The organism is Burkholderia territorii, from assembly GCF_001718335.1.
GTDB classification, from domain to species: Bacteria; Pseudomonadota; Gammaproteobacteria; order Burkholderiales; family Burkholderiaceae; genus Burkholderia; species Burkholderia territorii.
This window is the reverse complement of sequence record NZ_CP013366.1, coordinates 2,216,500-2,242,662: the sequence shown is the minus strand read 5'-3', so window position 1 is coordinate 2,242,662 and position 26,163 is coordinate 2,216,500. Positions and strand designations below refer to the sequence as shown.

Annotated in this window: 25 protein-coding genes; 18 read left to right on the top strand and 7 right to left on the bottom strand. The window is 67.1% G+C overall.

Annotated elements, in window-relative coordinates:
* The first annotated feature begins 27 nt into the window (after positions 1-27).
* The 6 genes from WS51_RS20920 to ftsB all read left to right on the top strand — a co-directional run bounded on the left by WS51_RS20920 (position 28) and on the right by ftsB (position 8,177).
* On the top strand, positions 28-2,517 hold the full coding sequence (locus WS51_RS20920; protein WP_069229732.1) for a DNA internalization-related competence protein ComEC/Rec2: 2,490 nt from the start codon (positions 28-30) through the stop codon (positions 2,515-2,517).
* A gap of 232 nt (positions 2,518-2,749) precedes the next feature.
* Positions 2,750-3,595, top strand: coding sequence for an alpha/beta fold hydrolase (locus WS51_RS20915; protein ID WP_069229731.1), 846 nt, complete (start codon positions 2,750-2,752; stop codon positions 3,593-3,595).
* Between the two features lie 174 nt (positions 3,596-3,769).
* Positions 3,770-5,428 (top strand): CTP synthase, encoded by a 1,659-nt coding sequence (locus tag WS51_RS20910; RefSeq protein WP_059503475.1) that lies wholly within the window; start codon positions 3,770-3,772, stop codon positions 5,426-5,428.
* Positions 5,425-6,279 (top strand): 3-deoxy-8-phosphooctulonate synthase, encoded by an 855-nt coding sequence (gene kdsA / locus WS51_RS20905; protein ID WP_040144558.1) that lies wholly within the window; start codon positions 5,425-5,427, stop codon positions 6,277-6,279. Before WS51_RS20910 ends, kdsA begins: the two co-directional genes overlap by 4 nt.
* A gap of 106 nt (positions 6,280-6,385) precedes the next feature.
* Positions 6,386-7,669: a phosphopyruvate hydratase gene (eno, locus tag WS51_RS20900; RefSeq protein ID WP_011885396.1), complete on the top strand. Its 1,284-nt coding sequence runs from the start codon at positions 6,386-6,388 to the stop codon at positions 7,667-7,669.
* Positions 7,670-7,751: 82 nt separating this feature from the next.
* A complete protein-coding gene (gene ftsB / locus WS51_RS20895) occupies positions 7,752-8,177 on the top strand; it encodes a cell division protein FtsB (RefSeq protein WP_069229730.1) in 426 nt (141 codons plus the stop codon).
* 103 nt (positions 8,178-8,280) lie between these two features.
* Here ftsB and WS51_RS20890 read toward each other — a convergent pair whose 3' ends face one another.
* The 3 genes from WS51_RS20890 to WS51_RS20880 form a co-directional block, all read right to left on the bottom strand.
* The gene (locus WS51_RS20890; protein ID WP_069229729.1) at positions 8,281-8,640 is read right to left on the bottom strand and encodes a hypothetical protein; all 360 of its coding nucleotides are present in this window, start codon (positions 8,638-8,640) and stop codon (positions 8,281-8,283) included.
* A gap of 136 nt (positions 8,641-8,776) precedes the next feature.
* A complete protein-coding gene (hslO, locus tag WS51_RS20885; RefSeq protein ID WP_069229728.1) occupies positions 8,777-9,727 on the bottom strand; it encodes an Hsp33 family molecular chaperone HslO in 951 nt (316 codons plus the stop codon).
* A 25-nt stretch (positions 9,728-9,752) separates the two neighbouring features.
* Positions 9,753-10,277, bottom strand: a complete 525-nt coding sequence (locus tag WS51_RS20880; protein ID WP_059450440.1) for a gamma carbonic anhydrase family protein — start codon at positions 10,275-10,277, stop codon at positions 9,753-9,755.
* Positions 10,278-10,422: 145 nt separating this feature from the next.
* On the opposite strand from WS51_RS20880, the gene WS51_RS20875 reads away from it, so the two are divergent.
* The 11 genes from WS51_RS20875 to WS51_RS32590 all read left to right on the top strand — a co-directional run bounded on the left by WS51_RS20875 (position 10,423) and on the right by WS51_RS32590 (position 19,763).
* Positions 10,423-11,280, top strand: a complete 858-nt coding sequence (locus WS51_RS20875) for a ferritin-like domain-containing protein (protein ID WP_069229727.1) — start codon at positions 10,423-10,425, stop codon at positions 11,278-11,280.
* Between the two features lie 205 nt (positions 11,281-11,485).
* On the top strand, positions 11,486-12,376 hold the full coding sequence (locus tag WS51_RS20870; RefSeq protein ID WP_059545801.1) for an alpha/beta fold hydrolase: 891 nt from the start codon (positions 11,486-11,488) through the stop codon (positions 12,374-12,376).
* Between the two features lie 81 nt (positions 12,377-12,457).
* The gene (locus WS51_RS20865) at positions 12,458-13,288 is read left to right on the top strand and encodes a 3',5'-nucleoside bisphosphate phosphatase (protein WP_059450437.1); all 831 of its coding nucleotides are present in this window, start codon (positions 12,458-12,460) and stop codon (positions 13,286-13,288) included.
* 72 nt (positions 13,289-13,360) lie between these two features.
* Positions 13,361-13,993: an L-threonylcarbamoyladenylate synthase gene (locus WS51_RS20860; protein WP_059450436.1), complete on the top strand. Its 633-nt coding sequence runs from the start codon at positions 13,361-13,363 to the stop codon at positions 13,991-13,993.
* Between the two features lie 45 nt (positions 13,994-14,038).
* On the top strand, positions 14,039-14,701 hold the full coding sequence (locus WS51_RS20855) for a site-2 protease family protein (RefSeq protein WP_059450435.1): 663 nt from the start codon (positions 14,039-14,041) through the stop codon (positions 14,699-14,701).
* An 8-nt stretch (positions 14,702-14,709) separates the two neighbouring features.
* Complete coding sequence (locus WS51_RS20850; protein ID WP_059450434.1) at positions 14,710-15,912, top strand: tryptophan--tRNA ligase; 1,203 nt, start codon at positions 14,710-14,712, stop codon at positions 15,910-15,912.
* A gap of 9 nt (positions 15,913-15,921) precedes the next feature.
* The gene (locus tag WS51_RS20845) at positions 15,922-16,524 is read left to right on the top strand and encodes a class I SAM-dependent methyltransferase (protein WP_069229726.1); all 603 of its coding nucleotides are present in this window, start codon (positions 15,922-15,924) and stop codon (positions 16,522-16,524) included.
* 47 nt (positions 16,525-16,571) lie between these two features.
* Positions 16,572-17,474, top strand: a complete 903-nt coding sequence (gene dapA / locus WS51_RS20840; RefSeq protein ID WP_059450432.1) for a 4-hydroxy-tetrahydrodipicolinate synthase — start codon at positions 16,572-16,574, stop codon at positions 17,472-17,474.
* Between the two features lie 111 nt (positions 17,475-17,585).
* On the top strand, positions 17,586-18,731 hold the full coding sequence (bamC, locus tag WS51_RS20835; RefSeq protein WP_059503465.1) for an outer membrane protein assembly factor BamC: 1,146 nt from the start codon (positions 17,586-17,588) through the stop codon (positions 18,729-18,731).
* A gap of 4 nt (positions 18,732-18,735) precedes the next feature.
* Positions 18,736-19,512, top strand: coding sequence for an MBL fold metallo-hydrolase (locus WS51_RS20830; RefSeq protein ID WP_059503463.1), 777 nt, complete (start codon positions 18,736-18,738; stop codon positions 19,510-19,512).
* A gap of 113 nt (positions 19,513-19,625) precedes the next feature.
* A complete protein-coding gene (locus WS51_RS32590) occupies positions 19,626-19,763 on the top strand; it encodes a hypothetical protein (protein ID WP_167357976.1) in 138 nt (45 codons plus the stop codon).
* 65 nt (positions 19,764-19,828) lie between these two features.
* On the opposite strand, the gene WS51_RS33205 is transcribed toward WS51_RS32590, so the two are convergent.
* Both WS51_RS33205 and WS51_RS20825 read right to left on the bottom strand, forming a co-directional pair.
* The gene (locus tag WS51_RS33205; protein ID WP_011657350.1) at positions 19,829-20,074 is read right to left on the bottom strand and encodes a hypothetical protein; all 246 of its coding nucleotides are present in this window, start codon (positions 20,072-20,074) and stop codon (positions 19,829-19,831) included.
* A 54-nt stretch (positions 20,075-20,128) separates the two neighbouring features.
* Complete coding sequence (locus WS51_RS20825; protein ID WP_059503461.1) at positions 20,129-21,349, bottom strand: cupin domain-containing protein; 1,221 nt, start codon at positions 21,347-21,349, stop codon at positions 20,129-20,131.
* A gap of 32 nt (positions 21,350-21,381) precedes the next feature.
* Between WS51_RS20825 and WS51_RS20820 the strand changes: the two genes are divergently transcribed.
* Positions 21,382-21,942 carry an FKBP-type peptidyl-prolyl cis-trans isomerase gene (locus WS51_RS20820; RefSeq protein WP_069229725.1) on the top strand — a complete coding sequence of 187 codons (561 nt, stop codon included), beginning with the start codon at positions 21,382-21,384 and terminating at the stop codon, positions 21,940-21,942.
* On the opposite strand, the gene WS51_RS20815 is transcribed toward WS51_RS20820, so the two are convergent.
* Positions 21,922-23,193 carry a hypothetical protein gene (locus WS51_RS20815; RefSeq protein ID WP_069229724.1) on the bottom strand — a complete coding sequence of 424 codons (1,272 nt, stop codon included), beginning with the start codon at positions 23,191-23,193 and terminating at the stop codon, positions 21,922-21,924. The genes WS51_RS20820 and WS51_RS20815 overlap by 21 nt on opposite strands.
* Entirely contained in the window at positions 23,174-25,831 is a 2,658-nt protein-coding gene (gene mutS / locus WS51_RS20810; RefSeq protein WP_069229723.1) for a DNA mismatch repair protein MutS, read from the bottom strand. The genes WS51_RS20815 and mutS overlap by 20 nt, the downstream gene beginning before the upstream one ends.
* Positions 25,832-26,163 lie beyond the last annotated feature (332 nt).

The window sequence follows — 26,163 nt, the reverse complement described above, 5'->3', positions numbered from 1 at the left end:
GCGGCGCCAGGTCGACGAGGAGGTGCGATGCGCGTGTGGTGGATCGCGTTCGCGCTCGGCGTCGTCGTGCTGCAGCGGCAGGCGGCGTTGCCGGGCATGAGCGCCTGGATTGGCGGGGCGATCATGCTGGCCGGCTGCGGCGCGTTGCTCGGATGGTGCGCGCGGCGCCGCAGGACTCGCGCGCTCGTCGCGCTTCGGTGGATGCTCTGCGCCTGCGCCGCCTGCGCGATCGGATTCGGCTATGCGGCCGCACGCGCCGAATGGCGGTTGCGTGACAACCTGCCCGTCGAGTGGGAAGGGCGCGACATCATCGTCACGGGTGTGATCAGCGGGTTGCCGGTGATCGACGACACCGGCGCGCGACTGCTGCTGGCCGTCGAATCGAACGATGCGGGGCTGGCCCATTTCCCTCCGGTCGTCCGGTTGTCGTGGCGCACATACGGCGCGCGCGCCGCACGCGACGCGGTGCCCGATTTGCGCGCCGCGCAGCGCTGGCGTCTAGTCGTGCGACTGAAGCGCCCTCATGCCGAGGCGAATCCCGGCGTGCGCGACAGCGAGGCGACGTGGCTCGCCGCGGGCATTCGTGCGATCGGGTACGTGGTCGCGCCCGGGCGGGCGGAACTGCTCGATGCGCGTGCATCGGGATGGCGCGCGTCGATCGACCGGCTGCGCGATGCATTGCGCAACGGCATCGGTGACGCGCTGGGTAGAGACGCGCGCCATCGCGGCATCGTGACCGCGCTCGCGGTCGGTGATCAATCCGCCATCGACGATGACGACTGGCGCGTGCTGCGCAATACGGGCACGAGTCATCTGGTCGCGATTTCGGGCCTGCACGTCGGGCTCGTCGGCGCAATTGCCGGCGGGATCGTATCGTGGGTCTGGCGGCGTCTGCGCTGGCGCGGGCATGCCGCGGTGCTCGCGATGCCGGCACCTTATGTGACTTCGGTGGCGGCGCTGACGGCCGCCGCCGGCTATGCGGCGCTTGCCGGTTTCAACGTGCCGGCGCAGCGTGCATGGTGGATGATCGCGGCCGCGGCGGCCGCCCATCTTGCCGGACGTAGCGTGCCGACGTCCGCCGTGTTGTGCACGGCGCTCGGCGGCGTGCTGCTTGTCGATCCGTGGGCCGTGGTATCGGCCGGGTTCTGGCTGTCTTTTGGCGCGGTCGCCGTGATCCTGATGGCCGTGGCGGGCTGGCGCGCGATGCGCGACTTCGATGGCGGTGACGACCGCGGGACGGACGATGACGCCGCCATCGAGCACTGGCACCGCCGGCGCGCGTGGTGCAGGCGGGCCGGGCGCCGTATCGCGGAGGCGACGCGCGTGCAGTACGCGGTGACGATCGGTCTCGCGCCGCTCACGGCCGCATGGTTCGCCCAGATTTCGGTATCGGGTCCGTTCGGCAATGCGCTTGCGATTCCGTGGGTCAGCGCCGTCGTGACGCCGATCGTGCTCGCCGGCATCGGGTTGCCCGCGCCGTTGGACGCGTATGCGTTCCGGCTCGCGCATGCGGCGCTCGAACCGATGATGGCGCTGCTGCGGCACCTCGCCGACTGGCCGGCCGGTGTGTTGTGGTTGCGCATGCCCGACTGGCCGGCGCTGACGCTCGCATGCGTGGGCGTCGCGTGGGTCCTGATGCCGCGCGGCTGGCCGCTGCGCTGGGCGGCGCCGATGACATGGTTGCCGCTGGTCGCGCCGGCACCCGATGCGCCGCCGCCCGGCGGCTTCCGGCTGACCGTGCTCGATGTCGGGCAGGGCGCGTCGGTGCTCGTGGAGACCGCGCGCCGGACCTTGCTGTTCGATGCGGGGCCTGGGGCCGAGTCGACCCATGCCGGTGCGCGGATCGTCGCGCCGGCATTGCGCGCACGCGGGATCCGGACGATCGATTCGCTCGTGCTGAGTCATGCGGATGCCGATCACTCGGGCGGCGCGGCGGCCGTCTACGGGGCCGCCGAGGTCCGCCAGCTGCTTGCCGGCATCGCGCCGCAGCACCGGCTGTGGCGTGACGCGCAGGCGGCCGGCGTGGCCGATCGGCTGCCGTGCGCGAGCGGGCAGCGATGGACCTGGGACGGCGTCGCATTCACGATGTTGTGGCCGGCGCGCGCTGCCGGTGCCGGTCACTCGAACGAACGATCGTGCGTGCTGCGCATCGACGCGGGCGACACGTCGGCGCTGTTGACGGGCGACATCGACGCACGCGCCGAGCGCCGGCTGGTGCAGGATGCGCGCGACGCGCTGGCCGCGCAGATCCTCGTCGTGCCGCACCACGGCAGCCGCACGTCGTCGGTCGAGCCTTTCCTCGATTCGGTCGGGCCGCGCGTCGCGGTATTTCCTGTAGGCTATCGCAATCGATTCGGGCATCCGCACCGGACGGTCCTCGCGCGTTACGAAATGCGCGGGATCCCGCTGCCGCGCACGGATCGCGACGGGGCCGTGAGGTTCGACGTCGCCCCGGGCGGCGGTTATGCGTTCGAGCGCCATCGCGATGTGCGGCGGCGGTACTGGATGGACCGGTGAGCGGCGCGATGGCGCGGATCAAGAAAGAGAAGGCAGGAGCAGCGCTGAAGCGCCCAACTGCAGTCAACCGCGGAGCATGCGACCGGAGCAAGCGCTGAAGCGCCAACTCCAGTCGGCTGCGAAGCATGGGACTGGAGTAAGCGCTAAAGCGCCAACTCCAGTCGACCGCGAAGCATGGGACTGGAGTAAGCGCTAAAGCGCCAACTCCAGTCGACAAAGGAGACATCGGCGTTTGAAGGACATCCTCCATTTCTCGCATGCGAACGGTTTTCCGGCATCGACGTACCGGACGATCTTCGCCGAGCTGGCAGACGACTACGAGCTGCGCTACATCGAGCGCATCGGCCACGATCGCCGCTACCCGGTGACGCGTGACTGGCCGCATCTCGTCGAGCAACTGCTCGACGACATCGGCAGCCGCTACGAGCGCCCGGTCTGGCTCGTCGGCCATTCGCTCGGCGGCTACCTGTCGCTGATGGCCGCTCTGAAGAAGCCGCACTGGGTGCGCGGCGTGGTGATGATCGATTCGCCGATCATCGCGGGATGGCGCGCCGGCGCATTGCGCGCGAGCCAATGGGCGGGGCTCGACGAGCGGCTGTCGCCGGCGGCCGCGACGCGCAAGCGGCGTACGCGCTGGGCGAGCCGCGACGAGGCCTGGCGGCACTTCCACGAGAAACCCGCATTCGCGCGCTGGGACGAGCGGATGCTGTCCGACTACATCGACTACGGCATTCCGCAGGTGGGCGCCGACGGCGAACGCGTACTCGCGTTCGACCGGCAGGTCGAATACCTGATCTACCGGACACTCCCGCATACGCTCGGTCCGCGGCTCGCGCACGGCGCGCCCGTGCCGCTCGGCTTTCTTGCCGGCGCGCGCTCGCGCGAGGTGCGGCAGGTCGGGCTCGATGCGACGCGTCGCGCGGCGCGCGGGCGCATCGAATGGCTCGAAGGCAGTCATCTGTTCCCGATGGAGCGGCCGATCGAGACGGCCCGCGCATTGCAGCGGATGCTGAATTCGCTGAGAGCGGCGGAGGGCGGCGTGCCGCGCGACAGCGCGGCGCTCGCGAAAAGCGCCTGAGGCACCGGTCCGGTGCGCCGCGCCGGCGTGCGCGGTCGCGCCGACCGGCCGGCCGCTTCGCCCCGGCGCGCACGGCTGGCGCGGCACAGCACGAAAGGGCGGGATCATCGCGTCAATTGCTGAGAGAAGGGCGGGCTTTACGGTATAATCCGTTTTTCCCGCGAGCATTCAGCGATGACCAAATATGTTTTCGTCACCGGCGGCGTAGTTTCTTCCCTCGGCAAGGGTATTGCCGCCGCCTCCCTCGCCGCGATCCTCGAATCGCGCGGTCTGAAAGTCACCCTCCTCAAACTCGATCCCTACATCAACGTCGACCCCGGCACGATGAGCCCGTTCCAGCACGGCGAAGTGTTCGTGACGGAAGACGGAGCGGAGACCGACCTCGACCTCGGCCACTATGAGCGCTTCATCAGCACCAAGATGCGCAAGGCCAACAACTTCACGACCGGCCAGATCTACGAATCGGTGATCCGCAAGGAACGCCGCGGCGACTATCTCGGCAAGACCGTGCAGGTGATCCCGCACATCACGAACGAAATCCAGGCGTTCATCGAGCGCGGGGCGGCATCGGCCACCTGCGGCGAGCCCGACGTCGCGATCGTCGAGATCGGCGGCACGGTCGGCGACATCGAATCGCTGCCGTTCCTCGAGGCCGCGCGCCAGATGAGCCTGCGCCTCGGCCGCAACAGCGCGTGCTTCGTGCACCTGACGCTCGTGCCGTACGTCGCGACGGCCGGCGAGCTGAAGACGAAGCCGACCCAGCACAGCGTGCAGAAGCTGCGCGAGATCGGCATCCTGCCGCACGTGCTGCTGTGCCGCGCGGATCGCCGCATCCCCGACGACGAATCGAAGAAGATCTCGATGTTCTCGAACGTGCCGGAAGACGCCGTGATCTCGGTGTGGGACGCCGACAGCATCTACAAGATTCCGCAGATGCTGCACGACCAGGGCCTCGACCGGATCATCTGCGAGGAACTGAAGCTGTCGCCGAAGGACGCCGACCTGAGCATGTGGTCGACGCTCGTCGAGAAGCTGGAAAACCCGAAGCACGAAGTCACGATCGGCATGGTCGGCAAGTATGTCGACCTGACCGAGTCGTACAAGTCGCTGATCGAGGCGCTGCGCCACGCATCGCTGCACACGTCGACCAAGGTCAACATCGAGTACATCGACTCGGAAGAGATCGAGACGAACGGTGTCGACAGCCTGAAGCATCTCGACGCCGTGCTGGTGCCGGGCGGTTTCGGCCGCCGCGGCACGGAAGGCAAGATCGCCGCGATCCGCTATGCGCGCGAGTCGAAGGTCCCGTACCTCGGCATCTGCCTGGGCATGCAGCTCGCGGTGATCGAATTCGCACGCGACGTCGTCGGCCTGAAGCAGGCGAACAGCACGGAATTCGATCCGGACACGCCGGAACGCGTGGTCGCGCTGATCACCGAGTGGTACGACCGCGAAGGCAAGGTCGAAACGCGCACCGAGGAATCCGATCTCGGCGGCACGATGCGCCTCGGCTCGCAACGTTGCCCGATCAAGCCCGGCACGATGGCCGAAGAGATCTATGGCAAGGACGTGAACGAGCGCCATCGCCACCGTTATGAAGTCAATAACCGCTTCGTGCCCCAGCTCGAAGCCGGCGGCCTTATCATCAGCGCCCGTACCCCGAGCGAGGATCTGCCGGAAATGATGGAGCTGCCGCGTTCGATGCACCCGTGGTTCGTCGGCGTCCAGTTCCACCCGGAATTCACGTCCACGCCGCGTGACGGTCATCCCCTCTTCAAGTCGTTCGTCGAAGCCGCGCTCGCCAACAAGCAGGCGCGTGGAGTGCAAGCATGAAGCTGTGCGATTTCGAGGTCGGTCTCGACCAGCCTTTCTTCCTGATCGCGGGTACCTGCGTCGTCGAGTCGGAGCAAATGACGATCGACACGGCGGGCCGCCTGAAGGAAATCTGCGAGAAGCTGAACGTTCCGTTCATTTACAAGTCGTCCTACGACAAGGCGAATCGCAGCTCGGGCAAGTCGTTTCGCGGCCTCGGAATGGACGAGGGGCTGCGGATCCTCGGCGAGGTGAAGCGCCAGCTCGGCCTGCCGGTGCTGACCGACGTGCACTCGATCGACGAGATCGAGCAGGTCGCGTCGGTCGTCGACGTGCTGCAGACGCCCGCGTTCCTGTGCCGCCAGACCGACTTCATCCATGCGTGCGCGCGCTCGGGCAAGCCCGTCAACATCAAGAAGGGCCAGTTCCTCGCGCCGCACGACATGAAGAACGTGATCGACAAGGCGCGCGACGCGGCGCGTGAAGCCGGTCTGTCGGAAGACCGCTTCATGGCATGCGAGCGCGGCGTCTCGTTCGGCTACAACAACCTCGTGTCCGACATGCGTTCGCTCGCGATCATGCGCGAGACGGGCGCACCGGTCGTGTTCGACGCGACGCACTCGGTGCAGTTGCCGGGCGGGCAGGGCACGAGCTCGGGCGGCCAGCGCGAGTTCGTGCCGGTGCTCGCGCGTGCCGCGGTGGCGACGGGTGTTGCGGGCCTGTTCATGGAAACGCATCCGAATCCGGCCGAAGCGAAGTCGGACGGCCCGAACGCGGTGCCGCTGAACCGGATGGGCGCGCTGCTGGAGACGCTCGTCACGCTCGACCAGGCGGTGAAGCGCAATCCGTTCCTGGAAAACGATTTCAACTAAAGACCGAATGAACCTTGCGGCGGCTTCGCGCGTCAGTAGCGTAGGCAGTTTCGGTGCGCGTGCCGTCGCAGTTTGAAGAATCCATCGTCATTCTCAGAGGAAACCCATGAGTGCAATCGTAGATATCATCGGACGCGAGATTCTGGATTCGCGCGGCAACCCCACGGTCGAATGCGACGTGCTGCTCGAATCGGGCACGATGGGCCGCGCGGCGGTGCCGTCGGGCGCGTCGACCGGCTCGCGTGAAGCGATCGAGCTGCGCGACGGCGAAGCCGGCCGCTACAACGGCAAGGGCGTGCTGAAGGCCGTCGAGCACATCAACACCGAAATCTCCGAAGCCATCATGGGCCTCGACGCGTCGGAACAGGCGTTCCTCGACAAGACGCTGCTCGAGCTGGACGGCACCGACAACAAGTCGCGCCTCGGCGCGAACGCGATGCTGGCCGTATCGATGGCCGTCGCGAAGGCAGCGGCTGAAGAAGCCGGCCTGCCGCTGTACCGCTACTTCGGCGGCTCGGGCGCGATGCAGTTGCCGGTTCCGATGATGAACATCGTCAACGGCGGCGCGCACGCGAACAACAGCCTCGACATCCAGGAATTCATGATCGTCCCGGTGAGCCAGCCGACGTTCCGTGAAGCCCTGCGTTGCGGCGCGGAAGTGTTCCACGCACTGAAGAAGATCCTGAGCGACCGCGGCATGAGCACGGCAGTCGGCGACGAAGGCGGCTTCGCGCCGAACTTCGGCAGCAACGACGAGTGCCTGTCGACGATCCTGCAGGCGATCGAGAAGGCCGGCTACCGCGCGGGCGAAGACGTGCTGCTCGCGCTCGACTGCGCGGCATCCGAGTTCTACCACGACGGCAAGTACCAGCTCGCGGGCGAAGGTCTGCAACTGTCGTCGGCCGAATTCACCGACTACCTCGCGACGCTCGCCGACAAGTTCCCGATCGTGTCGATCGAGGACGGCATGCATGAAGGCGACTGGGACGGCTGGAAGCTGCTGACCGAGCGCCTCGGCAAGAAGGTTCAGCTCGTCGGCGACGACCTGTTCGTCACGAACACACGCATCCTGAAGGAAGGCATCGAGAAGGGCATCGCGAACTCGATCCTCATCAAGATCAACCAGATCGGTACGCTGACCGAAACGTTCGCGGCAATCGAAATGGCGAAGCGCGCCGGCTACACGGCCGTGATCTCGCACCGCTCGGGCGAAACCGAAGATTCGACGATCGCGGACATCGCGGTCGGCCTGAACGCCGGTCAGATCAAGACGGGTTCGCTGTCGCGCAGCGATCGCATCTCGAAGTACAACCAGCTGCTGCGCATCGAGGAAGACCTCGGCGATATCGCGAGCTACCCGGGCAAATCGGCTTTCTATAACCTGCGCTAACGCGCTACTATCGGGTTCGTCATCTCGACGCCGCTCTGTGCATGTCGCGCGGAGCGGCGCTTCTTATATCTGCGTCTCCTACATGCGGCTTGTCACTGTCGTCCTGATTGCGTTGCTGGCGCTCATTCAGTACCCCCTATGGTGGGGACACGGCGGCTGGTTGCGGGTGCACGAATTGCGCCAGCAGCTCGGCGACCAACTGCAGAAGAATGCGGACGAGAAGCTGCGCAATGAACGGATCGCGGGCGAAGTGCAGGATCTGCAGACCGGTACCGCGGCGATCGAGGAGCGTGCGCGCTACGAGATGGGCATGGTGAAGGACGGCGAGGTATTCGTGCAGTTCGTGTCGCCGAATGCGCCGGCCGCGCCGCTGAACAACACGCCTTCGAGCACGTCGACACGCGGTACGGTGTCCGCGGCGCCCGTGCGTGTCGTGCCGAACCCGCAATCGATCGCGAAGCCGTCGCGGCATCATGGCGGCGAGAAGGGCAAGGCCGCGCATCACTGAGCGCGGGAGTCCGAACCATTGAAAAAGCGCGGGAAATACCGCGCTTTTTTATTTCCTGTCGGTCGTCAATCGAGCCGGTCGGGCCAGTCGATGCGATCGCGCATCACCACCACCAGCCCGGATACCCGTAGCCATAGCCGATCCCGGTGCCCCACCGGTTTCCCCAGCCGCCGCCGTAATAGCCGCCGTAGACCGTCACGGGGGGCGGCGAGTAGTACGACCACGCGCGCGCGGCGGCTTCGGCGGCCATCGCATCGTTCTGCTCGCGTAGCACCTGCCGGTCGATTTCGTCGTAGCGTTTGCGCTCCGCACTCGACAGTGCGGGCGGCTGGCCGCCCGATGCGCCCGGTTCGGGCAGGCGGCTCAGGATCGTCGACGAAGGCGGCTGCACCGCGCAGCCGGCGAGGGCCAGCGTGCCGGCTGCGGCACTGGTCAGGACGAAGGTGCGAAACGGGCGATTCATGTGTTTCTCCAGCAGCGCGCCGACAGCGGAAAGCGGCTCGCGCCGAAGGCGTGACCTCCGGCGCCGGGCCGTGCGCGCGACGCTCGTGCGTCATTATGCGCCCGCGCGCGCATGACGAGCACGGGCGCGCCGCGCCTCAGTGGCGCTGGTCGGTCGCGGGCGTGATGCCGGCCGCGAGCTCCGGCGCGGCGAACAGTTGCGCAACGTCGACCGGATCGAACTCGTAGCGCTGATTGCAGAACTCGCAATGGATCTCGACGTGACCGCGCTCGACGATCACGCTGTCGACTTCCTCGCGACCGAGCATGCGCAGCATCGCGCCGACCTTCTCGCGCGAGCACGAACACTGGAAGCGCGTGCCGGCCGGGTCGAAGTGCTGCACGTTTTCCTGCCAGAAGAGCCGGCGGAACACGACTTCCGGTTCGACCTCGAGCAGTTCCTTCGCGGACAGCGTGCCGCCAAGCGTGCAGACGCGCTCCCACGTGTCGGCGTCGGTCTCGGCGTTGCGCGGCACGATGCCGCCGTCGCCCGGCAGTTTCTGCAGCAGCATGCCGACCGCGCGGTCGCGATCGGCCGCGAGCCACAGCCGCGTGTCGAGCTGCTCCGAGTGGTGCATGTAATGCTCGAGCACTTGCGACACCGATTCGAGCGGACCGTCGATGCCGTTCAGCGGCACGATGCCCTGATAAGGCTGCTGGCCCGGCAACTTCTCGGCCGGGTCGAGCGTGATCACGCAGCGGCCGTGGCCGCTCGCGTTGACGAGCGACGCGAATTGCATGTCGTCGCCGATCGTCTGCGCGGCGTCGCCGGCGAACTTGGCCGTCGCGCGCATCGACAGGTCCGAGCTGCACTGGACGACCAGCATCTGGACCGGCCCGTCGCCGAAGATCTGCATGATCAGGGTGCCGTGAAATTTCAGGTTCGCGGACAGCAGCGCGCACGCGGCCATCATCTCGCCGAGCACCGTGCGCACCGGGGCAGGATAGTCACGGCGGGAAAGCACCTCGTGCCACGTGTTGCGCAGCGACACGATTTCGCCGCGCACGGGTGCCGAATTGAACATGAATTTCTGTAACTGGTCGCTCACTCTTGTTCCTTGAAATCCGCGCGAATCAGCCGATCCGCACGAGTTGCTCCTTGAAATGCGCGCGTCGTTCGACGTACGTCTTCGCATTTGCGCGCAGCCGCGCGATGTCGTCTGCCGACAGCTCGCGCACGACTTTCGCCGGGGCGCCGAGAATCAGCGAATTGTCCGGGAACGTCTTGCCTTCCGTCACGACCGCGCCCGCACCAACCAGACAGTTGCGGCCGATCACCGCTCCATTCAAGACCACCGCCTGAATCCCGATCAGCGAACCTTCGCCGATCGTGCACCCGTGCAGCATCGCCTGATGCCCGATCGTCACGTTTTCGGCAATCGTCAGAGGAAAGCCGGGGTCAGTATGCAAGACTGCGCCCTCCTGGACGTTGCTGCCGGCACCGACCGTGATCGTCTCGTTGTCGCCGCGAATCGTCGCGCCGAACCATACGCTCGCGTTTTCCTCGAGCACGACCTTGCCGATGATGGCCGCCGTGTCGGCGACGAATACGCTTTCGTGGATCGTCGGGGCCGTTTCGCCCAGTTTGTAGATCGTCACGGAGTCTCCTGGTCTCTTCGATGATGGGCGCAGGTAGAATGGCGCGTCTGGCGTGCCGGGCGCATTGCGTGACGGCACAAACGCATATTGTAAACCGTCGCGTGCATGCGCTCTCGCGATGCGCGCGGACGGTGCCCCCGTTTCGATGAACATGGAGCCTTCTTCCTTGATGGCTGCGCCGCACTGCGTGCGCAGCGGCGCGCTCGACGCGCTGCGGATGTCCGAGCCGGCCGCGAAAGCCGCGCGCGTCCGCGCGCTGCATCACGCGCTGCTGGCCGGGCAGGCCGCGATCGCGCCGACGCTCGATCTGGACGAACCGGCCGACTTGCCGGGCCGTCCGGCGCGCCCGCCGCTCGTCGAGCCGCGCCAGCTCGAGCGGCGCAGCATGCGCTCGCCCGAGGGGCGCGCAGTGCTGCTGCACGCGCTCGCGCATATCGAATTCAACGCGATCAACCTCGCGCTCGACGCCGTGTGGCGCTTCGCCGCGATGCCCGACGCATTCTATGCGGACTGGCTGAAGGTCGCGGCCGAGGAGGCCCATCACTTCATGCTGCTGTCGGAGCGGCTTGCCGAATTCGGGCATGCGTACGGTGATTTTCCCGCGCACAACGGGCTGTGGGAGATGTGCGAGCGGACCAAGGCCGATGTGCTTGCGCGGATGGCTCTCGTGCCGCGCACGCTCGAGGCGCGCGGGCTCGACGCATCGCCGCCGATCCGGGCGCGCCTCGTCCAGGCGGGCGACTGCGCGTCCGCGGCGATCCTCGACGTGATCCTGCGCGACGAGATCGGCCATGTCGCGATCGGGAACCGCTGGTTCCGGTATCTGTGCGACCAGGCCGGCCGCGATCCGGTGCCGGCATACCGCGAGCTCGCCGCGCAGTATCACGCGCCACGGTTGCGCGGCCCGTTCAATTTCGACGCGCGTCGCACCGCCGGATTCGAGCAGGCGGAGCTCGACGAGCTCGCCGCGCAGGATGCGGCGCCCGGCAAGGCGGCGGGTTAGGGCGTCCGAAGGGCGCCGCGGGCTTGCAGCGCGCGGGCGGAGGCTGCCGCGGCGCAGGCCTCGCGCATCGGGGCGGCGGCATGTCGGCGGAGCCCGGCGTGCCGATTCCACCCGCCATCGCTAGAGAGCGGCCTCGACTGCCGGGCGCCGGAACGGCAGCGCGATCGTTATAATCGAACGACCATTCTTTTTTCTGGCGGCTTCAATGAGTGCATCGAGTTCTGTTTCCGATTTCGTCACGGTGCGCGGCGTCAAGCTGCATGTGCGGCGCTGGGGCCGGCCCGATGCGCCGACGCTGTTCATGCTGCACGGCTGGATGGACGTCGCGGCATCGTTCCAGTTCGTCGTCGACGCGCTCGCGGGCGACTGGCAGGTGATCGCGCCGGATGCGCGCGGCTTCGGCCTGTCCGACTGGCCGGTCGCGCGGCAGGGCGGCGGTCATTACTGGTTCCACGAGTACCTGGGCGATCTCGATGCGCTCGTCGATCACTATGCGCCCACCGGCGAAGTCAATCTGGTCGGGCACAGCATGGGGGCGAACGTCGTATGCCTGTACGCGGGCGCGCGCCCGGAGCGGGTGCGGCGCGTGGTCGACCTCGAAGGGTTCGGGCTTGCCCCGGCGCGGGCCGAGCAGGCGCCGCGCCGGCTGCGCGGCTGGCTCGACGAGTTGCGCGAGCCGCCCGTGCTGCGCCCGTATGCGTCGCTCGACGACGTGGCCGCCCGGCTGATCAAGACCAATCCGCGGCTCGATCCGCGCCGCGCCGCGTTCCTCGCCGCGCACTGGTCGAAGCGTGGCGACGACGGCCTCTACCACCTGCTGGCGGACCCCGCGCACAAGATGGCGGGCCCGCAGCTGTACCGGCTCGACGAGGTGATGGCGGTCTGGAAGCAGGTGCGCGCGAAGGTGCTGCATGTCGAGGCCGTCAATTCGCCGACGCTCGCGTATCTCGCCGGCGACATCCCGCTGCCGGAGTTCAAGGCGCGCTTCGACGCGTTTGCCGACTGGCGCGAGAAGCTCGTCGAGGATGCCGGCCACATGGTTCATCACGACCAGCCGGAGCAGATCGCGGCGCTGATCGAGGCGTTCTGCGCGTAGGCCGGCGCCGGGGCGGCGGATCGGGCGGGCGGCGCAATTGCCGCATTGCAGTAGAATGAAGCTTCACCTGCCATGCCGACAATGAACGCTGATCTCCACTGCCATTCGAATGTTTCCGACGGGTTGCTGTCGCCTGCCGACGTCGCGCGCCGCGCCCATGCCGGCGGCGTGACCCTGTGGGCGCTGACCGACCACGACGAGATCGGCGGTCAGGCGGCGGCACGCAGCGAAGCGGAGGCGCTCGGGATGCGCTACCTGAGCGGCGTCGAGATTTCGGTCACGTGGGCGTCGCGCACCGTGCATATCGTCGGGCTGAACATCGATCCGTCGAACCCGACGCTCGTCGACGGTCTGTACCGCACGCGTCATGGCCGCGCCGCTCGTGCGCGGGCGATTGCCGCGCAACTCGAGACGCTCGGCATTCCCGGCGCGTACGAAGGCGCGCTGAAGTACGTATCGAATCCGGACCTGATCTCGCGCACTCACTTCGCGCGCTTCCTGGTCGAGAACGGCCATGCGGAATCGACCTCCGACGTGTTCGACCGCCTGCTCGGCGACGGCAAGCCCGGGTTCGTGCCGCACCGCTGGGCGACGCTGTCCGACGCCGTGACATGGATTCGCGCGGCGGGCGGCGAGGCCGTGGTCGCGCATCCGGGCCGCTATCGCTACACACCGGTCGAATTCGATGCGTTCTTCGGCGAATTCATCGATCTCGGCGGCCGCGCGATCGAGGTCATCACGGGCAGCCATACGCCCGACCAGTACCGCGAATACGCGGACGTCGCGCGCCGCTTCGGTTTCGAAGCATCGTGCGGCTCGGATTTCCATGCGCCGGGCGAGGGCCGTATCGAGCTCGGCAGCCTGCCGCCGTTGCCGTCCGACCTGAAACCGCTCTGGGAGCGCTGGCTCTGACGTAGCGCGGCCGCTCGCCGCCGGCGCTGCCGCCGAGGCGCGCATCCGACTTCTCCCTCTTTACGTGTCCCCATGTCCCAGTTCTTCAGGATTCATCCGGATAATCCGCAGCCGCGCCTGATCAAGCAGGCCGCGGACATCGTCAGCAAGGGCGGTGTGATCGCAATGCCCACCGATTCGAGCTACGCGCTCGCGTGCCACCTCGACGACAAGGACGCGGTCGAACGCGTGCGCCGCATCCGTGGCCTCGACGAGAAGCAGCACCTGTCGCTGCTCGTGCGCGACCTGTCGGAACTGGCCAACTTCGCGATGGTGGACAACCGTCAGTACCGGCAGATCAAGTCGGTGACGCCGGGCCCGTACGTGTTCATCCTGCAGGCGACGAAGGAGGTGCCGCGCCGGCTGTCGCACCCTTCGCGCAAGACGATCGGGTTGCGCGTGCCCGATCACGCGATCACGCTCGCGCTGCTCGAATCGCTCGGCCAGCCGCTGCTCGGCACGACGCTGATCCTGCCGCCCGACGACGAGCCGCTCAACGATCCCGACGAGATTCGCGCGCGGCTCGAGAAGCAGGTGGATCTCGTGATCGACGGCGGCGCTTGTCCGCGCGAGCCGTCGACGGTGATCGACCTGACGGGCGACGAGCCGCAACTCGTGCGCGCGGGGCGCGGCGCACTCGAACCGTTCGGCCTTTCGGCCGCGTAAGCGCCATTCATTTTTGCGCGAGTGCGCTTGTTACAATAACGCGATATGGATGCTTCCCTGATACAGACCATTGCCGTCTACGCGCTGCCCGTGATCTTCGCGATCACGCTGCACGAGGCCGCGCACGGCTATGCCGCGCGCCTGCTCGGCGACAACACCGCCTACATGATGGGGCGCGTGTCGTTCAATCCGATGCGCCACATCGATCCGCTCGGCACGATTGCGATCCCGCTCGCCATGTATTTCCTGACGGGCGGCGCGTTCCTGTTCGGCTACGCGAAGCCGGTGCCGGTATCGTTCGGCAATTTGCGCAACCCGCGCTGGGGCAGCCTTTGGGTATCGCTCGCCGGCCCGGCCTGCAACTTCGTGCAGGCGCTGATCTGGGGCGTGCTCACCATCGTGCTGGCCGCTGCCGGCATCGACGAACCGTTCTTCACGCGGATGGCCTACGCAGGTGTCAGCGCGAACCTGGTGCTCGGCGTGCTGAACCTGTTTCCGCTGCCGCCGCTCGACGGCGGCCGCATCCTGGCGGCGCTGCTGCCGCCGAAGCAATCGATCGCGCTGTCGCGCATCGAGCCGTACGGTTTCATCATCGTCCTCGTGCTGGTCATGACGGGCGTGCTGACGAATTTCTGGCTGCGTCCGCTCGTGAACGCCGCGGCCGGCGTGCTGAGCGCCATCCTGTCTCCCTTCGCCTCGCTTTTCTAACGACAATCATGTTCCCAGATCGTATTTTCTCCGGCATGCGACCCACCGGGTCGCTGCACCTCGGCCACTACCACGGCGTGCTGAAAAACTGGGTGAAGCTGCAGTCCGAGTACCCGTGCTTCTTCTGCGTGGTCGACTGGCATGCGCTGACGACGCACTACGAAACGCCCGAGGTCATCGAGAAGAACGTGTGGGACGTGCTGATCGACTGGCTCGCGTCCGGCATCGATCCCGCGCAGGCGACGCTGTTCATCCAGAGCAAGGTGCCCGAGCATGCGGAACTCGCGCTGCTGCTCGGCATGAGCACGCCGCTCGGCTGGCTCGAACGTGTGCCGACCTACAAGGAGCAGATGGAGAAGCTGAAGGACAAGGACCTGTCGACCTACGGCTTCCTCGGCTACCCGGTGCTGATGGCGGCCGACATCCTCCTGTATCGCGGCTCGCTCGTGCCGGTCGGCGAAGACCAGGTGCCGCACGTCGAGATGACGCGCGAGATCGCGCGCCGCTTCAACTACCTGTACGGCCGCGAGCCGGGCTTCGAGGAGAAGGCGCTCGAAGCCGCGAAGAAGCTCGGCGGCAAGCGCGCGAAGCTTTATCACGAGCTGCGCAATGCGTACCAGCAGGAAGGCGACGACGAGGCGCTCGAACAGGCGCGCGCGATGCTGCAGGAGTCGCAGAGCCTGTCGATGAGCGACCGCGAGCGCCTGTTCGGCTATCTCGAAGGCGCGCGCAAGATCATCCTGGTCGAGCCGCAGGCGCTGTTGACGGAAGCGTCCCGGATGCCGGGCCTCGACGGCCAGAAGATGTCGAAGTCGTACGGCAACACGATCGGCCTGCGCGAGGACGCGGAGACGATCACGAAGAAGGTCCGCACGATGCCGACCGACCCGGCGCGCGTGCGCCGCACCGATCCGGGCGATCCCGACAAGTGCCCGGTGTGGCAGCTGCACCAGGTCTACACGGACGAAACGACGCACCAGTGGGTGCAGAGCGGCTGCCGCTCGGCAGGCATCGGTTGCCTCGACTGCAAGCAGCCGGTCGTCGAAGGGATTCTGCGCGAGCAGCAACCGATGCTCGAGCGCGCGCAGAAGTACATGGACGATCCGTCGCTGCTGCGCGCGATCGTCGCGGACGGCTGCGACAAGGCGCGCAAGCACGCGGTCGAGACGATGCGCGACGTGCGCGAGGCGATGGGCCTGTCGTACACCTGAGCCGACGGCATGCGTGAACCCGTCATTGCCGCCGCGGGCGGTCACGTCGCCCAGACCGAACCGTCGCGCTGGGTCGCCCGCTGGTCGCCGCTCGTCCCGGCCGGTGGGGCGGTGCTCGACGTCGCGGCGGGCGGCGGCCGCCATGCGCGCTGGTTTGCATCGCGCGGGCATCCGGTCGTCGCGCTCGATCGCGATGCTGCGGCGCTGGCCGCATTGCGCGCCATTCCGGGCGTCGACGCGCGTGACGCCGATCTCGAGGGTGCCCCTTGGCCGCTGCCGGCCGGTGCGTCGTTCGCGGCGGTGGTCGTCACCCATTATCTGCATCGCCCGCTCTGGCCCCAACTGCTCGACGCGGTGGCGCCAGGCGGCGTGCTGATCTACGAAACCTTCGCGCAAGGAAACGAAACGGTCGGCAAGCCGTCCAATCCGGCATTCCTGCTCGCGCCGGGCGAGCTGCTGGGCGCGGTGCGCGGCGCGCTGCGGGTGGTCGCGTACGAGGACGGATTCGTCGCCGCGCCGCGCGAAGCGTTCGTGCAGCGCATCTGCGCGGTACGCGAGCACGCGACCCCGACGGCGGGGGCGGGAATTCCACGTTACGAACTGCCCGGCTAATCCGCTACAATCTCAACGTTTACCGGTACATCAATCAATCGCGTTTCATGGCTAACGGCACCCAAGACGGCATTCAAATCCGCGGCAGCATCCCCGCGATCGTCACCCCGATGCTCGAAGACGGCAGTCTCGACCTGCCGGCGTTTCGCAAACTGATCGACTGGCACATCGCGGAAGGCACCGACGCACTCGTCGTGGTCGGCACGAGCGGCGAGTCGGCAACGCTCAACGTCGAAGAGCACATCCTGATGATCCGCACGGCGGTCGAGCATGCGGCGAAGCGCATCCCGATCATCGCGGGCGCGGGCGGCAATTCGACCGCGGAGGCGATCGAGCTGACGAAGCACGCGAAGGCCGTCGGCGCCGACGCGACGCTGCAGGTCGTGCCGTACTACAACAAGCCCACGCAGGAAGGGATGTACCGGCACTTCAAGACGATCGCCGAGGCGGTCGACCTGCCCGTGATCCTGTACAACGTGCCCGGCCGGACGGTCGCGGACATGGCGCACGAGACGACGCTGCGCCTCGCGCAGGTGCCCGGCATCATCGGCTTGAAGGACGCAACCGGCAACATCGACCGCGCCGCGCACCTGATCAAGGCCGCGCCGAAGCATTTCGCGATCTACAGCGGCGACGATCCGACCGCGATCGCGCTGATGCTGCTCGGCGGCCACGGCAACATCTCGGTGACGGCGAACGTCGCGCCGCGCGCGATGAGCGACCTGTGCCGCGCGGCACTGGCCGGCGACGTCGCAACGGCGCGCGAACTGCACATGAAGCTGCTGTCGCTGCACAAGAACCTGTTCGTCGAGGCGAACCCGATTCCGGTGAAGTGGGCGCTGCAGGCGATGGGCAAGATGCAGGGCGGCATCCGCCTGCCGCTCACGCCGCTCGACGAGCGCTGTCACGATGTCGTGCGTTCGGCCCTCGTCGAGGCCGGCGTCCTCTGATGCCCGGGCGGCCGCGTCCTGCGGCCGCCGGCTCGACTCCTCATCAACCCGCACCGGCCGGCTCCGTCCGGCGCCGCTCCTGACGAGCGTTCTAGCAAGACGAAGGATTTCATGAAACGTTTCGCCTTTTCCTCTCGCGCCATCCAGGTTTCGGTGGTGGCGCTGGCGCTGGGCGCGCTCGCCGGCTGCGATACGCTGAACGATTATCTGGCCCCTGACCGGGTCAACTACAAGGAAACGGGTTCGGCGCCGCCGCTCGCGGTGCCGAGCGACCTGAAGCCGGTGCCGACGACCCAGCAGTTCGTCGCGCCGCCGAGCAACGCCGGTCTCGGCACGCTGCCGCCGCGGGCGACGACCGCGGCCGGTAACGCAACCGACGGCGTCCCGAGCGCGCAGGATCCGCTCGGCATGCACATCGAACGCGACGGCGACCGCCGCTGGCTCGTCGTAGACGGGCGCACGCCCGAGCAGCTGTGGCCGATCCTGAAGGAATTCTGGCAGGAGAACGGCTTCTCGCTGAAGACCGACGCACCGTCGACCGGCATCATGGCCACCGACTGGGCGGAGAACCGCGCGAACATTCCCGACGACTGGTTCCGCCGCACGATCGGCAAGGTCATCGACTTCGCGTACTCGTCGGGCACGCGCGACCGTTTCCGCACGCTCGTGAACCGCACGCCGGACGGCAACACCGACATCTCGATCACGCACAGCGCGATGGAGGAAATGATGGTCGGCCCGCAGGGCGGCACGTCGTCGCGCTGGGAGGAGCGTCCGCGCAACCCGGTGCTCGAGGCCGTGTTCCTGTCGAAACTCATGCAGAAGTTCGGCCTGAGCGATGCGCAGGCCAAGCAACTGCTGACCGATGCGCGCCCGGCGACGGCGCCGGCGCAGGTCAGCGATACGAGCAGCGGCGCCGCGACGCTGCAACTGGCGGAATCGTTCGACCGTGCGTGGCTGCGCGTCGGTCTCGCGCTCGACCGCACCAACTTCGCGGTCGACAATCGCGATCGCGAAAAGGGCCTGTACACGGTCCGTTACGCGAACACGATGGAAGAGCTCAAGCGCGACGGGCTGTTCGGCAAGCTGTTCTACGGCGGCCCGTCGGCGGCCAAGCCGGGCAAGGAATACCTGGTCAACGTGCGCGCGCAGGGCAGTGGCGGCACGCAGGTCGCGGTGGTCGACGCGAACGGCAATGTCGATAACTCGTCGGACGCGCAGCGGATCATTTCGCTGCTGCACGCCCAGCTGAACTGATCGCGTGCGCTTCGCCAGCCTCGGTAGCGGCAGCGAAGGCAACGCGCTGGTCGTCGAGGTCTCGAGTGGCACGACGACCACCCGCGTGTTGCTCGACTGCGGTTTTTCCGCGAAGGAGGTCGAGCGCCGCCTCGGCCGCCTGAATCTCTGCATCGACGATCTCGATGCGATCCTCATCACCCACGAACACAGCGACCACGTCGGCAGCGCGCTCACGCTCGCACGGCGCGGGTCGCTGCCGCTCTACATGAGCTGGGGCACGGCGCGCGCGGTGGGCGCGGACGAAGCCGATGTCGACCTGCACGTGTTGTGGGGCGACGAGACGGCCGCGATTCGCGATCTGGCCGTGATGCCCTACACGGTGCCCCACGATGCGCGGGAACCGCTTCAGTTCGTCTTCATGGACGGTTGCCGCCGACTCGGCGTGCTGACCGACGTCGGGATGGCCACGCCGCATATCACGGCCGTTCTGAGCGGCTGTGACGCGCTGGTGCTCGAATCCAACCACGATACCGCGATGCTTGCAGGGAGCCGCTATCCGCAGTCGCTGAAGGCGCGGATCGGCGGCAACCATGGCCACCTGAGCAACGACGCCGCCGCGGGCATCCTCGCCTCGCTGGAGCGTAGCCGCCTCCAGCACTTGGTCGCGGCGCACCTGAGCCAGCAGAACAACCGGCCCGAACTGGCCCGCCAGGCGTTGGCCGGCGTGCTGGGGACGGACGGCGAGGATGTGGTCGTGGCCACGCAGGACGCGGGCTTCGACTGGCTGACGCTCGGCTGAGCGCACGCAGGAGGGCGGCTGGGAGGCGTCCGCGCCGGCCACCTGTCCGCCCAGATCCACAGAATCGACGGACGTAAAAAAACCGGCCCTTCGGGCCGGTTTTTTTTCAGCTGATGCTGAGGCTTACTGGCTTGCGCCCGAAGCCGGAGCAGCCGTCGCTGCCGAAGCAGCCGACGCCACAGCAGCAGCAGCGTCGCTCGCAGCAGCCGATGCCGACGAAGCAGCTGCCGAAGCGTCGCTCGCAGCGCTAGCGACTGCCGAAGCAGCCGACGAAGCAGCAGCCGATGCGTCGCTAGCAGCCGACGAAGCAGCTTGATCAGCGCTCTTGTTGCAAGCAGCCAGTGCAACAGCAGCCAACAGGGAAGCTACGAGGAGGGATTTCTTCATGATCACGTCCTTTTATGGTTAAAGGTAAGCAACAGCGCGAAACAATACCGGTAATGTGCTCCAACACCGACCTGGGCCGCTGGTGGAGACGCACTTCTAGAGCGTGAATCTTCCCTACGGCTTGGGCGGAAATTATATGCACTTTCCTATCGACCGTCGACAAATGCGGGGTCAATACGTTGTCTTTCCCATACAGAATTTGATCTGCACGGGCATACGGGGCGACTCACTAAATCCGGTTTCCGACCCGTATCCAGCCCGCACAATACCACTCGTGCAGCAAGGCTGTCATTGAGGGAACCCGGGATAGTGTTACAAACCGTTTCGCCTCCATGTGACGCAGATTCGCCAATTCGGGCAGCCATTCGCTGGCCTGCTCGAGTGGTTCTTCCTCGCCATTCACGAAGTACGAGCGCGCGTTATACATCAATGCGGTCCGTCTGTCGAGATATATGCCTCGGCGCGACGCCTGCGCGACGAACGCGGCCTCCGACATCGGGCGCGCCGGCGGCTCGAATACGACGTTCGATTTGGGTTCGCTCAGGTAGCAGCCGAGGAATTCGGCGATGTCGCGCTTGCGCCAGCGGATCGCATCGACGATCTCGGCGACGCGTTCGACCATCGCCGGCGGCAGTTGCGCAGGGGTGTCGACCGCCGGCTGCTTCGGGTCGCGATAAAGCGCGTCGCCGCGCTCGTCGCGCAGGCCGCCGCGTTCCGCGAGGTAGTACAGGAATTGCGCGCCCAGCTCGCCGGCGGATGGCGCCCGAAAGCCGATCGAGCAGGTCATGCATTCGCCTTCGGCCACGCCGTCGTGCGCGATGTGCGGCGGCAGGTACAGCATGTCGCCCGGCTCGAGTACCCATTCGTCGCTCGGCTCGAAATGCTCGAGGATCTTCAGCGGGACGCCTGGCTGCAGCGACAGGTCCTTCTGCGCGCCGATGCGCCAGCGGCGCCGGCCTTCGACCTGCAGCAGGAAGACGTCGTACGAGTCGAAGTGCGGGCCGACGCCGCCGCCATCGGTCGCGTACGAAATCATCAGGTCGTCGAGGCGTGCGTCCGGGATGAAGCGGAAGCGGTCGAGCAGCGCGCGCGCCGCGTCGACGTGCAGGTCGAGCCCTTGCACGAGCAAGGACCAGCCCTTGCGCGAAACGGCGGGCAGTGCGCCCGGTTCGAACGGACCGTGGGCCAGTTGCCACTTGTTACGAAAATGGGTGATCAGTCGCGATTCGGCGTCATAGTCGGCTGCCAGCTCGAACAATGCGTCGCGCGTGACGGGCGGCTTCACGCCGGGGATCGCCTGGCGGATCAGCAGCGGTTTCTTCTGCCAGTAGCGGCGCATGAATTGCGCCGGCGAGAGGCCGCCGAGCAGCGGCGTGGGAAGATCGGAGGGCGGCGCGCCGAGCGGGGCGGCAGCGGCATCCCGCGGTTCGGCTTGAGACCGGTTGCGCATCGTATAATGAGACTTGTATTTGGGAGAATTGGATGAAAATCGCAAAAAACACCGTCGTGTCGGTCGCTTACAAGCTGTCGGATGCGCAAGGCAATCTGATCGAGGAAAGCGACGAGCCGATGGTTTATCTGCACGGCGGCTATGATGGCACGTTCCCCAAGATCGAGGAACAGCTCGACGGCCAGGAGCCCGGTTACCAGGCGCAGATTCAGCTCGAGCCGCAGGACGCGTTCGGCGACTACGATCCCGAACTCGTGAAGATCGAGCCGCGCGATCGTTTTCCCGAGCCGATCGAAGTGGGCATGCAGTTCGAAGGCACGCCGGAAGACGGCGACGAGGAAGTGGATTCGCTGATCTACACGGTCACCGACATCGCCGAAGACAAGGTCGTGCTCGACGGCAACCACCCGCTCGCGGGCATGGCGCTGCGTTTCGCGCTGACGGTCAAGGACGTTCGCGAAGCGACCGAGGACGAGATCGAGCATGAGCACGCGCATGGCGCGGAAGGCCTCGAGATCGTCGACGAGGACGAAGACGAGGACGAAGACGAGGAAGAAGACGGCGACGCGCCGTCAGGGCGTACCCTGCACTGAGCTGGCAGGCTGGCCGGACGCCGGCCCTGAAGAAGGGGGCGGCGCGGGCCACGAAGCGCTGCCCGGCGTCGTGCCGTCGCCCTGCAACGGCGGCGCGACGGATGACGAGTCGGGCAGTGCCGGCAAGGCCGGGATCTCCGGCATTTGCGGCAGCGGGACCTCGTCGCGCGGCGCCGCCGGCAGTGCGGGCGGAGTCGGCAGATTCTTCGGGACGTCCTGCAGGCTCACGTTGAAGATCGTCTGCCGTGCCGGCGACACGTTGACCTTCACCCACTGATTCGCCGCATGACGCGGGCCGATCGCGACGCGCGTCACATTTCCCACCAGCACGCCATCGTCCGCATGCAGCGGGCGGTCGATCAGGAAGCCGTTCGCAAGCGGCTCGCTGCTCGCGTGCATCACGAGAATCGGGCCGCGGAATGTCGCCGCCGCCTTCACCAGCGTTCGTTTCAGTTCACGGAAGCCGTCGCGCACGCGCGGCCGGTTGAAACGCAACCACGCAAAGCGTTCGGCGCGTTCATAGCGATCGAACTGCGGATCGCCTTCGAATATCACCACCATCGCGCGCGCTTCGCGCCGCTTCGCATACTCGGCCGCGTGGTCGATCCAGAAGCCGTTCGCGATGATGCGATCCTCGAATTCGCCGTTTCTGCCGCCGGCGGTCAGATAGTGATTGTTCGGTGCCGGTACGTTCAGCGCGACGTAGACGACGTCGTCATGCAGCCAGCGTGCGTTTTCGCGATAAGGGCGGAACCGGGCGACTTCGCTTTCTCGGGTGATCTGCAGCGCACCGGGGTCGGGCAGCGCCGCGTCGGCCAGCAGCGTCTGACGCAGGAAGTCCAGGCGTTCGACCGGATCGTAGTTGCCGCCGGCCGCCGTGTTGCACGTGATCCAATCGTCGTGGCCGGGAATGAACACGAGCGGCGCGCGCGATGCGCCCAGGATCGCGCCGCGCTGCGTATACAGCGAGTCGCGGCACGCTTCCTTCGCGCCCTTGATGTTGCCTGCATAGACGACGAAGGCCACATTGCGCTCGCGCGCGATCGATTCGAACAGCCGTTGCGCGGCCGGCTCGTCGGCGCTCGCGTCGATCACGCCCGACACGACCGCGAACGAGTAGGGGGCGGCGCCGCGTTTGGGCGGCGCGGCCAGCGCGCCGGCCTGCGCCAGCGCCAGCACCCCCGCGGCCAGTGAGGCCGCGGCGCGGGCCGGCCAGCCCGGCGGGCGGCGTTTATGCGTGCCCGTCGGCATCGTGCGAGCGGACGAGCGTGCGCAGTTCGTACAGCAAGTCGAGCGCCTCGCGCGGCTTGAGGTCGTCGGGATCGACGCTGCGCAGCTTTTCAAGTGCCGGATGCGGGACGTCAGACGTGGCCGGCGCATCCGCGCATTCGAATTCGTCCGCCGTGGCCGACGGCGCGCTGAACAGGTCGAGCTGCGGCGTATGCTGCGTGGCCGATTGCTGTTCGAGATACGCGAGATGCTTGCGCGCGGCGCGGATCACCGGTGCCGGCACGCCTGCGAGCTGTGCGACCTGCAGCCCGTAGCTCTGGTTCGCCGGGCCTTCGTTGACCGAATGCAGGAACACGATGCCGTGGCCATGCTCGACGGCAGACAGATGGACGTTGGCCGCTTGCGGGAATTCGGCGGGCAGTTGCGTCAGCTCGAAGTAGTGCGTCGCGAACAGCGTGTAGCAGCCGTTGTGCGCGAGCAGATGACGCGCGATGGCCCATGCGAGCGCGAGGCCGTCGAACGTCGACGTGCCGCGGCCGATTTCGTCCATCAGCACGAGGCTCTGCGGTGTCGCGTCGTTCAGGATCGCAGCCGCTTCGGTCATCTCGACCATGAAGGTCGAGCGGCCGCCGGCGAGATCGTCGGCCGCGCCGATTCGCGTGAAGATCCGGTCGATCGGGCCGAAGCAGGCCGACTTCGCCGGCACGTAGCTGCCGACGTACGCCATCAGCGCGATCAGCGCCGTCTGTCGCATGAAGGTCGACTTACCGCCCATGTTCGGGCCGGTGATCAGCAGCAGTTTGCGTTCGGTGCCGAACCGGCAGTCGTTCGCGATGAACTGCTCGACCTGCGCTTCGACGACGGGGTGGCGGCCCTGTTCGATTTCGATGCCGACTTCGTCGGTGAAGGTGGGCGCGACCCAGTCGAGCGTGCGGGCGCGCTCGGCGAATGCGGCGAGCACGTCGAGCTCCGCGAGCGCCGACGCGACACGCTGGCACTCCGGGATGAACGGCAGCAGTGCCTGCAGCACCCCGTCGTACAGCGCGCGTTCGCGCGCCAGCGCGCGCTCCTGCGCGGACAGCGCCTTGTCCTCGAAGGTCTTCAGTTCGGGCGTGATGTAGCGCTCGGCATTTTTCAGCGTCTGGCGACGGCGATAGTCGTCGGGCACCTTGTCGGTCTGGCCGCGCGTGACCTCGATGTAGAAGCCATGCACCTTGTTGTATTCGACGCGCAGGTTCGCGATGCCCGTGCGCGTACGCTCGCGTGCCTCGAGATCGATCAGGAACTGCCCGCAGTTCTCTGAGATGTCGCGCAGCTCGTCGAGCTCCGCATCGTAGCCGCGTGCGATCACGCCGCCGTCGCGCACCATCGCGGCAGGCTCGGGGGCGATCGCGCTCGTCAGCAGGTCCAGACATTCGGCGGGCGGCGCGAGCGCCGCGTCGACGCGCGCGAGCGCATCCGCGTTCGCGACGATCGCGCTGATGCGTTCGCGCAGCGCGGGAAGTGCGGCGAACGTGTCACGCAGGCTCGACAGGTCGCGCGGGCGCGCGGACAGCAGCGCGAGACGCCCGGTGATCCGCTCGACGTCGGCGATCTGGCGCAGCGCGCTGCGCAGTGCGTCGAGGCTCGCGCTCGCGGGCGCATCGAGCAGTGCGCCGATTGCCTGCTGGCGTGACTGCGCGGCGACGGACGCGCGCGGCGGGTGATGCAGCCAATGACGCAGCAGACGGCTGCCCATCGTCGTGCAGCAGGTATCGAGCAGCGAGTACAGCGTGGGCGATTCGGTGCCGCGCAGCGTTTCGGTCAGTTCGAGGTTGCGGCGCGTCGCCGGATCGAGGCCGATATATTCCGTTTCGTTCTCGACCTTCAGGCTGCGCACGTGACGCAGTTGCTGGCCCTGCGTCGCGGCCGCGTACAGCAGCAGCGCGCCGGCGGCCCCGCATGCGCTCGTCAGCGAATGCGCGCCGAAGCCGTCGAGGCCGGCGACGTCGAGCTGGTCGCACAGGCGCTGCGTGCCGGCCGCGATGTCGAAATGCCATGCGGGCACGCGCTTGATCGCACCGGCGCCTGCGGGCACGGCGTCGGTTGTGCCATCCGCCGTCAGGATCTCGGCCGGCCGGATGCGTTCGAGCGCGGCGCCGAGCTGGTCGGGTTCGATTTCGGCGAGCCGCAGCGCACCGCTCGCGAGATTCAGCCACGCGAGGCCGATATTGACCGCGACGCCGCGCTTGTTGTGGCCGGTGCACATCGCGAGCAGGTAGACGTCGTTCTTGTCGGACAGCAGTGCCGCGTCGGTCAGCGTGCCGGGCGTGACGACGCGCACGACCTTGCGCTCCACCGGACCTTTCGACGTGGCGGGGTCGCCGATCTGCTCGCAGATCGCGACCGATTCGCCCATCTTCACGAGCTTCGCCAGATACTGTTCGACCGCGTGATGCGGGACGCCGGCCATCTTGATCGGCGTGCCGGCCGATGCGCCGCGTTGCGTGAGGGTCAGGTCGAGCAGGCGCGCCGCTTTCTCCGCATCCTCGAAGAACAGCTCGTAGAAGTCGCCCATCCGGTAGAAGACGAGCGTGTCGGGGTGATCGGCCTTGATGCGCAGGTACTGCTGCATCATCGGAGTGTGGCCAGCAAAGGCCTCGGGCGACAGCGTGGTCATAGATCCGGCGAAAGTTGTTGCTTGAGTTGCCCGAGTTTACCAGTGGCTCCGACGATTCCGGTCGAAGTTGGCCGATGGGCCAGTAGATCGCGCACAACGACTGCGTGTCAGGCGATGAATCCGGCTCCCACTGCTGGCCGGTCGGATGGTTTCAAGCGAAGCGTCGATGGCACGCTCGCTCGGCCTGCGACAACTGGCGAAATCACTCGCCTGTACGCAACGTGGCCTGTACGCAACGTGGTGAGAATCATCGATTCCGCCACGCGACGCCCAAGGGAAATCCTGCCACGCGCAGCGATCGATCTGTACAGTGATGATCCATCGGATCGGCA

Excerpts from the sequence above, each read along its gene's own strand:
- dapA (WP_059450432.1), top strand. The coding sequence starts at position 16,572 with ATGGCTAACGGCACCCAAGACGGCATTCAAATCCGCGGCAGCATCCCC.
- kdsA (WP_040144558.1), top strand. The coding sequence starts at position 5,425 with ATGAAGCTGTGCGATTTCGAGGTCGGTCTCGACCAGCCTTTCTTCCTG.
- WS51_RS20875 (WP_069229727.1), top strand. The coding sequence starts at position 10,423 with ATGAACATGGAGCCTTCTTCCTTGATGGCTGCGCCGCACTGCGTGCGC.
- WS51_RS32590 (WP_167357976.1), top strand. The coding sequence starts at position 19,626 with ATGCTGAGGCTTACTGGCTTGCGCCCGAAGCCGGAGCAGCCGTCGCTG.
- WS51_RS20910 (WP_059503475.1), top strand. The coding sequence starts at position 3,770 with ATGACCAAATATGTTTTCGTCACCGGCGGCGTAGTTTCTTCCCTCGGC.
- ftsB (WP_069229730.1), top strand. The coding sequence starts at position 7,752 with ATGCGGCTTGTCACTGTCGTCCTGATTGCGTTGCTGGCGCTCATTCAG.
- eno (WP_011885396.1), top strand. The coding sequence starts at position 6,386 with ATGAGTGCAATCGTAGATATCATCGGACGCGAGATTCTGGATTCGCGC.
- WS51_RS20855 (WP_059450435.1), top strand. The coding sequence starts at position 14,039 with ATGGATGCTTCCCTGATACAGACCATTGCCGTCTACGCGCTGCCCGTG.
- WS51_RS20860 (WP_059450436.1), top strand. The coding sequence starts at position 13,361 with ATGTCCCAGTTCTTCAGGATTCATCCGGATAATCCGCAGCCGCGCCTG.
- WS51_RS20870 (WP_059545801.1), top strand. The coding sequence starts at position 11,486 with ATGAGTGCATCGAGTTCTGTTTCCGATTTCGTCACGGTGCGCGGCGTC.
- WS51_RS20865 (WP_059450437.1), top strand. The coding sequence starts at position 12,458 with ATGAACGCTGATCTCCACTGCCATTCGAATGTTTCCGACGGGTTGCTG.
- WS51_RS20890 (WP_069229729.1), bottom strand. The coding sequence starts at position 8,640 with ATGAATCGCCCGTTTCGCACCTTCGTCCTGACCAGTGCCGCAGCCGGC.
- WS51_RS20845 (WP_069229726.1), top strand. The coding sequence starts at position 15,922 with ATGCGTGAACCCGTCATTGCCGCCGCGGGCGGTCACGTCGCCCAGACC.
- WS51_RS20920 (WP_069229732.1), top strand. The coding sequence starts at position 28 with ATGCGCGTGTGGTGGATCGCGTTCGCGCTCGGCGTCGTCGTGCTGCAG.
- WS51_RS20820 (WP_069229725.1), top strand. The coding sequence starts at position 21,382 with ATGAAAATCGCAAAAAACACCGTCGTGTCGGTCGCTTACAAGCTGTCG.
- WS51_RS20825 (WP_059503461.1), bottom strand. The coding sequence starts at position 21,349 with ATGCGCAACCGGTCTCAAGCCGAACCGCGGGATGCCGCTGCCGCCCCG.
- mutS (WP_069229723.1), bottom strand. The coding sequence starts at position 25,831 with ATGACCACGCTGTCGCCCGAGGCCTTTGCTGGCCACACTCCGATGATG.
- WS51_RS20815 (WP_069229724.1), bottom strand. The coding sequence starts at position 23,193 with ATGCCGACGGGCACGCATAAACGCCGCCCGCCGGGCTGGCCGGCCCGC.
- WS51_RS20850 (WP_059450434.1), top strand. The coding sequence starts at position 14,710 with ATGTTCCCAGATCGTATTTTCTCCGGCATGCGACCCACCGGGTCGCTG.
- bamC (WP_059503465.1), top strand. The coding sequence starts at position 17,586 with ATGAAACGTTTCGCCTTTTCCTCTCGCGCCATCCAGGTTTCGGTGGTG.